Origin of the sequence: Traorella massiliensis (assembly GCF_900104665.1) — a bacterium.
GTDB lineage: Bacteria > Bacillota_I > Bacilli_A > Erysipelotrichales > Erysipelotrichaceae > Traorella > Traorella massiliensis.
In genome coordinates this window covers 1,134,835-1,142,437 of the sequence record NZ_LT629969.1, presented here as the reverse complement: position 1 = coordinate 1,142,437, position 7,603 = coordinate 1,134,835, and the positions used below count along the sequence as shown (strand labels likewise).

3 protein-coding genes and 3 rRNA genes are annotated in these 7,603 nt (G+C 46.5%); all 6 read left to right on the top strand.

Annotation, left to right across the window (positions count from 1 at the left end; translation table 11 throughout):
• Positions 1-162: 162 nt before the first annotated feature.
• The 6 genes from BQ5367_RS12930 (at position 163) to BQ5367_RS12905 (ending at position 7,603) form a co-directional block, all read left to right on the top strand.
• Positions 163-1,698 (top strand): 16S ribosomal RNA (locus BQ5367_RS12930).
• A 229-nt stretch (positions 1,699-1,927) separates the two neighbouring features.
• Positions 1,928-4,819, top strand: a 23S ribosomal RNA gene (locus BQ5367_RS12925).
• Positions 4,820-4,872: 53 nt separating this feature from the next.
• Positions 4,873-4,986 (top strand): 5S ribosomal RNA (gene rrf / locus BQ5367_RS12920).
• The 16S, 23S and 5S rRNA genes sit together here, the layout of an rRNA operon.
• Positions 4,987-5,086: 100 nt before the next feature.
• Entirely contained in the window at positions 5,087-5,737 is a 651-nt protein-coding gene (locus BQ5367_RS12915; protein WP_071442861.1) for an HAD family hydrolase, read from the top strand.
• Between the two features lies 1 nt (position 5,738).
• Complete coding sequence (gene mnmA / locus BQ5367_RS12910; protein ID WP_071442860.1) at positions 5,739-6,890, top strand: tRNA 2-thiouridine(34) synthase MnmA; 1,152 nt, start codon at positions 5,739-5,741, stop codon at positions 6,888-6,890.
• The gene (locus BQ5367_RS12905) at positions 6,887-7,603 is read left to right on the top strand and encodes a CPBP family intramembrane glutamic endopeptidase (protein WP_071442859.1); all 717 of its coding nucleotides are present in this window, start codon (positions 6,887-6,889) and stop codon (positions 7,601-7,603) included. The genes mnmA and BQ5367_RS12905 overlap by 4 nt, the downstream gene beginning before the upstream one ends.

The window sequence follows — 7,603 nt, the reverse complement described above, 5'->3', positions numbered from 1 at the left end:
AAAAAAAGTAAAAAAAATATTGACAGAGGGAGGGGGAGGTGGTATTATATACAAGCACTCGCAAGAGAGCGCACGGTCTTTGAAAACTGAACAAGAAACGTCAATTTCGAAAGAAACAGAAAAAGGAAACAGCGAACGCAAGTTCGTTCATAAAGAGTCAATCAAATGGAGAGTTTGATCCTGGCTCAGGATGAACGCTGGCGGCATGCCTAATACATGCAAGTCGAACGCCTGAAGGACAGAGCCTGCTCTGTGCGGAAGGAGTGGCGAACGGGTGAGTAACACGTAGACAACCTGCCTGTGAGACCGGGATAACGGATGGAAACGTCTGCTAATACCGGATAGGTAGAGAGGAGGCATCTTCTTTCTATTAAAGTCGGGACACGACGCTGACAGATGGATCTGCGGTGCATTAGCTAGTTGGCGGGGCAACGGCCCACCAAGGCGATGATGCATAGCCGGCCTGAGAGGGTGGACGGCCACATTGGGACTGAGACACGGCCCAAACTCCTACGGGAGGCAGCAGTAGGGAATTTTCGGCAATGGGGGGAACCCTGACCGAGCAATGCCGCGTGAGTGAAGACGGCCTTCGGGTTGTAAAGCTCTGTTGCAGGGGAAGAACGGCATGAAGAGGGAATGCTTCATGAGTGACGGTACCCTGCCAGAAAGCCACGGCTAACTACGTGCCAGCAGCCGCGGTAATACGTAGGTGGCAAGCGTTATCCGGAATTATTGGGCGTAAAGGGTGCGTAGGCGGCGGATTAAGTCCGGAGTAAAATTGTGGGGCTCAACCCCATCGAGCTTTGGAAACTGGTCGGCTGGAGTGCAGGAGAGGCAGATGGAATTCCATGTGTAGCGGTAAAATGCGTAGATATATGGAGGAACACCAGTGGCGAAGGCGGTCTGCTGGCCTGCAACTGACGCTGAAGCACGAAAGCGTGGGGAGCAAATAGGATTAGATACCCTAGTAGTCCACGCCGTAAACGATGAGAACTAAGTGTTGGGGAGACTCAGTGCTGCAGTTAACGCAATAAGTTCTCCGCCTGGGGAGTATGCACGCAAGTGTGAAACTCAAAGGAATTGACGGGGGCCCGCACAAGCGGTGGAGTATGTGGTTTAATTCGACGCAACGCGAAGAACCTTACCAGGCCTTGACATGGGGATAAAGGCCCTGGAGACAGGGAGATAGGTATATCCCGCACAGGTGGTGCATGGTTGTCGTCAGCTCGTGTCGTGAGATGTTGGGTTAAGTCCCGCAACGAGCGCAACCCTTGTCTTCAGTTACCAGTATTAAGTTAGGGACTCTGGAGAGACTGCCGGTGACAAACCGGAGGAAGGTGGGGATGACGTCAAATCATCATGCCCCTTATGGCCTGGGCTACACACGTACTACAATGGCGGCTACAAAGAGCTGCGAGCAGGCGACTGCAAGCGAATCTCGGAAAGGCCGTCTCAGTTCGGATTGAAGTCTGCAACTCGACTTCATGAAGTCGGAATCGCTAGTAATCGCGGATCAGCATGCCGCGGTGAATACGTTCTCGGGCCTTGTACACACCGCCCGTCAAACCATGGGAGTTGATAATACCCGAAGCCGGTGGTCCAACCGCAAGGAGGAAGCCGTCGAAGGTAGGATCGATGACTGGGGTTAAGTCGTAACAAGGTATCCCTACGGGAACGTGGGGATGGATCACCTCCTTTCTAAGGAGAAAGCACGGAGAAGTTTCTTGTTCAGTTTTGAGAGAGCGAAGCTCTTTCAGGAAGTCGTTCTTTGAAAACCGAATAACAGAAGATAGATAGAGAAAACATGATCTTTCTGAAATAGTTGGAGATGAAAATCGAGAACAGTTAGAAAACAGTAACTCAAGAAACCAAAGGAAATTGGTAAGCGGCAAGGAGAAAACCTTGGAAAAAAACGAAGACTTAAGGTGATTAAGTTAATAAGGGCGTACGGTGAATGCCTGGCCACTGGCAGCTGAGGAAGGACGCATCAAACGGCGAAACGCCACGGGGAGCGGTAAGAGCGCAAGGATCCGTGGATATCCGAATGGGGGAACCCGGCAGCGGCAATGCGCTGCCATCCGCGGGTGAATACATAGTCCGCGAGAGAGCAACCCGGGGAATTGAAACATCTTAGTACCCGGAGGAAAAGAAAATAAGAATGATTCCGCAAGTAGCGGCGAGCGAACACGGAGGAGGCCAAACCAGAGGAAGCTCTGGGGTTGTAGGACTTCAGATAAGAGACGGCGAAGACTAGCAGAACGGCATTGAAAGGCCGGCCACAGGAGGTGCAAGCCCCGTAAGCAAAAGTCGGAGCGCTCGAGAAGGATCCTGAGTACGGCGGGGCACGAGGAACCCAGCCGGAATCCGCCGGGACCATCCGGCAAGCCTAAATACTCGCCAGTGAGCGATAGAGAACCAGTACCGTGAGGGAAAGGTGAAAAGAACCCCGGGAGGGGAGTGAAAGAGAACCTGAAACCGTATGCTTACAAGAAGTCAGAGCCCGTTGAGGGGTGATGGCGTGCCTTTTGTAGAATGAACCGGCGAGTTACCGTAGCGTGCGAGGTTAAGCAGGAGATGCGGAGCCGAAGCGAAAGCGAGTCTGAAGAGGGCGCAAGTACGGTGCGGTAGACCCGAAACCAGGTGATCTAGCCATGATCAGGTTGAAGTTGAGGTGATACTCAATGGAGGACCGAACCGACCCCCGTTGAAAAGTTGGCGGATGAATTGTGGCTAGGGGAGAAATTCCAATCGAACCTGGATATAGCTGGTTCTCCCCGAAATAGCTTTAGGGCTAGCGTCGGAGAAGAGATGCGCGGAGGTAGAGCACTGAATGCATGATGGCCCCATCCCGGGGTACTGAATGCAATCAAACTCCGAATGCCGTGCATTATATCCGGCAGTCAGACTGTGGGTGATAAGGTCCATGGTCGAAAGGGAAACAGCCCAGACCGCCAGCTAAGGTCCCAAAATATATGCTAAGTGGAAAAGGATGTGGGGATGCACAGACAACTAGGAGGTTGGCTCAGAAGCAGCCACCCTTCAAAGAGTGCGTAACAGCTCACTAGTCGAGTGACCCTGCGCCGAAAATGTACCGGGGCTAAGCATATTACCGAAGCTGCGGATTTACTGGAGACAGTAAGAGGTAGGGGAGCGTTCCATGGGAGGTGAAGCCGTACCGGAAGGAGCGGTGGATCGCATGGAAGTGAGAATGCCGGTGTGAGTAGCGAGATGCAGGTGGGAATCCTGCACACCGATAGCCTAAGGGTTCCAGGGGAAGGTTCGTCCGCCCTGGGTAAGTCGGGACCTAAGACGAGGCTGAAGAGCGTAGTCGATGGACAACAGGTAGATATTCCTGTACCCGCGTAGGAATGAAGGAGTGACGGAGAAGGTTAGTCTGCCCCGCTTAACGGATTGCGGGACAAGCATAGGAGCAGGCGCACAGGCAAATCCGTGCGTCAATGCAGAGATGTGATGTGGAGCGAACGCTTCGGCAAGTAGCGAAGGAGATGATACCGGCTTCCAAGAAAAGCTTCTAGTGTTAATCCTGCAGCGGCCCGTACCAAAACCGACACAGGTGGGCAAGGCGAGAAGCCTGAGGTGAGCGAGAGAACTGTTGCCAAGGAACTCGGCAAAATGACCCCGTACGTTCGCAAGAAGGGGAGCTCAGAAGAGCCGCAGTGAAGAGGCCCAAGCGACTGTTTAACTAAAACACAGCTCTCTGCAAAGTCGCAAGACGAAGTATAGGGGGTGACTCCTGCCCGGTGCCGGAAGGTTAAGAGGATGTGTCAGCGGAAGCGAAGCACTGAATTGAAGCCCCGGTGAACGGCGGCCGTAACTATAACGGTCCTAAGGTAGCGAAATTCCTTGTCAGGTAAGTTCTGACCCGCACGAAAGGAGTAACGATTTGGGCGCTGTCTCGGCAGCAGACTCGGTGAAATCTTAGTCCCGGTGAAGATGCCGGGTACCCGCAACTAGACGGAAAGACCCCATGGAGCTTTACTGCAGCCTGATATTGAGCTTTGATCACATATGTACAGGATAGGTGGGAGACAAAGAGACCTGCACGCCAGTGCAGGAGGAGTCGCTGTTGGGATACCACTCTTGTGTGATTGGAGTTCTAACCTGCTTCCGTGAACCGGGAGAGGGAGAGTGTCAGGCGGGCAGTTTGACTGGGGCGGTCGCCTCCCAAAGAGTAACGGAGGCGCCCAAAGGTACCCTCAGATTGGTTGGAAATCAATCGGCGAGCGCAAATGCAGAAGGGTGCTTGACTGCGAGAGCGACAACTCGAGCAGGGACGAAAGTCGGGATTAGTGATCCGGCGGTGCCGAATGGAAGGGCCGTCGCTCAACGGATAAAAGCTACCCTGGGGATAACAGGCTGATCTCGCCCAAGAGTTCACATCGACGGCGAGGTTTGGCACCTCGATGTCGGCTCATCGCATCCTGGAGCTGAATTCGGTTCCAAGGGTTGGGCTGTCCGCCCATTAAAGCGGTACGCGAGCTGGGTTCAGAACGTCGTGAGACAGTTCGGTCCCTATCTGTTGTGGGCGCAGGAAATTTGAGGAGAGCTGTCCTTAGTACGAGAGGACCGGGATGGACCTTCCGCTGGTGCACCAGTTGTATCGCCAGATGCACAGCTGGGTAGCTAAGAAGGGAACGGATAAGCGCTGAAGGCATCTAAGCACGAAGCCGCCTCCAAGATGAGATTTCCCATACGCAAGTAGTAAGACCCCTGAAAGACGATCAGGTAGATAGGTCAGGGATGGAAGCATAGCGATATGCGGAGTTGACTGATACTAATAGGTCGAGGACTTAATCACAGAAGGAAGATCAAATCAGCTGTTATTCGGTTTTGAGGGAACGACCTCAGAGATCTGGTGGCGACAGCCAAGTGGACACACCTGTACCCATCCCGAACACAGAAGTTAAGCACTTGCACGGTGACAATAGCCGGGCCTGCCCCTGTGAAGATAACTCGCTGCCAGATGATCGGCTCACTCTTGTGAGTCTTTTTTTTATTCCTTTGTCTTTTATTCTATGGTATACTAATGTCTGGAACATTTTATAGAAGTAAGTGAGGATAAAAGATGAGCATAAAGGCTGTAATATTTGATTTAGATGGTACCATTATTGATAGTGAATATTATTTTGTGAAAAGGACACTAAAATTTGCTGAAGATCATCATTTTAATATGAGTCATGAAGATGCTGTTTCACTTGTAGGATTAAGTTATCATGATTATTTAAAAAATCTGTCTAAAGTATTAAATCATGATTTTATGGAGATAAAAAAACTTTTTGATAAGTATAAAGAGATACATCCCGTACCCTATGGTGAACTTATTAATACAGACGCTTACGATTTGATTAAATATTTGAAAAACAGTTCTTATCGTCTTGCTTTAGCAACTTCAACATATAGAAATATGCTTGACGTAAAACTTTCCTCGATTGGGTTAATTGATTTCTTTGAAGTAGAAATATCAGGAGATATGTTTGAAAAGGCAAAACCTGATCCACAGATTTATATAGAATGTGTCAAAAGACTTGCTCTGAAACCTGAAGAGTGTATTGCAATTGAAGATTCTGAAGTTGGCATTAAATCCGCTCATGATGCAGGTCTTTACGTCATTGCACGAAAAAATGAACATTTTGATACAAATCAATCGTTGGCAGATATCATTGTTGACGATTTAAGAAAAACAATTGAACTGTTTAAAGAAGGTGAACAAAATTAATATGAAAGAAAAAGTTTTGTTAGGATTATCTGGAGGAGTTGATAGTGCAGTTGCCGCTATTGAATTAAAAAAATCTGGTTATGATGTAACCTGTGCTTTTATGCGTAATTGGGATGCTCTTGCAAATAATGATATTCTTGGAAATCCAACGATTGGTGACGAAGTCTGCCCTCAGGAGGCGGATTATATGGATGCTTTAGAAGTTGCTAAGAAGTTAGACCTTGAATGTCTTCGTGTTGATTTTGTAAAAGAATACTGGGATCATGTTTTTGTTTCTTTTCTTGATGAATATAAGAAGGGGAGAACACCTAATCCTGATATTCTTTGTAACAAATATGTTAAATTTGATGCTTTTTTGAAATATGCACAGGATCTTGGCTTTGATTATGTTGCGACTGGACACTATGCTCGTGTTGAACATGGTAAAAATGAAAGTCTTCTTTTACGAGGCAGTGATTCAAATAAAGATCAAACCTATTTTCTTTGTCAGATTTCAAAAGAAGCTTTACGTAAAACCTTATTTCCAATTGGTCATCTTTTAAAACCACAAGTGCGGCAGATTGCTCTTGATGCGGGATTGGGAGTAGCAAAAAAGAAAGATTCAACGGGCATTTGTTTTATTGGAGAAAGGAATTTTAGAGAATTTTTAAAAAATTATCTTCCAGCTAAAGAAGGGGATATTGTGGATATCAACACTTTAAAAAAGGTTGGCAGACACCAGGGTGTTTTATATTACACGATCGGTCAGCGTAGAGGAATGGGCATTGGAGGAGACCACGGGCCATATTTTGTCGTTGGTAAAGATGTAGAGGCGAATATCCTTTATGTTTCTTGTGAGAATGATAGTGAATGGTTATTATCCGATAGCTGTATCGTGAGTGGTGTCAACTGGCTGATGCATGAGAAGCCTGCAAATGAAATGATATGTACAGCGAAATTTCGTTATCGTCAAAAAGATAATGATGTAAAGATTCGCTTTATTGATGAAAATAATGTTTTTGTAACGATCGATCCTGCTGTGAGCGCTGTTACTCCAGGACAGGAAGCTGTCTTCTATCAAGGAGAAATCTGTTTGGGAGGCGGTGTTATTGAAGATGTTTTTTATCATGGAAAATCACTTGATGAAAGAATTCGAGAAGGAGTAAAAAGATGAATGAAAAACTAGAACGTAATGTAATGACAGTACCAAGAATGGTGATTCTTGTATTAAATTATTTCATAGGCTATATGTATGTTTATCCTTGGCTTTTGACATTTGTATATTATTATTTTGATCTTAGTATTGATGTATATAATTGGCTTTCTTTTAGTGTATATCTTTTGATGATCATTATAAGTGTTGCCGCTGGATATCCCGTATTAAAAGAAAGTCTGAAAAAAATCATTCGTCCAAGAAAGTTTTTTGAATATCTATTGCTTGTCTTTGTGGCTCTGTATATGATCAGTGCATTTACAAGTTCTTTAGTTACTCTGATTACAGGTATGGATCAGAGTGCTAATCAGCAAAGTGTCATCCTCGCTTTCTTTCAAAATCCTTTATTAATTGGATTTACGACTTTAGTGTATGCACCAATAGTAGAAGAAGTAGTTTTCAGAGGTGCTCTTTTCAGAGGCTTGAGAAGTTATATGAATTTTTGGACAGCAGGTCTGATCAGTGCTTTGGCTTTCGGCAGCATTCATATCATTGATTCACTTTTTCTTGGAAATTTTATTGATCTTTGGTATTTGCTGACTTATGGTTCACTTGGTTTTATCTTCTGTTTTATTTATGAAAAAACTCATTCCATTTATGGTTCAATGGCGTTGCATTTTCTAAATAATTTTTTAGGTATCATTGGAATCTTGCTTACTTATTATTTTATATGA

Coding starts and splice junctions, on each gene's coding strand:
- mnmA (WP_071442860.1), top strand. CDS start 5,739: ATGAAAGAAAAAGTTTTGTTAGGATTATCTGGAGGAGTTGATAGTGCA.
- BQ5367_RS12905 (WP_071442859.1), top strand. CDS start 6,887: ATGAATGAAAAACTAGAACGTAATGTAATGACAGTACCAAGAATGGTG.
- BQ5367_RS12915 (WP_071442861.1), top strand. CDS start 5,087: ATGAGCATAAAGGCTGTAATATTTGATTTAGATGGTACCATTATTGAT.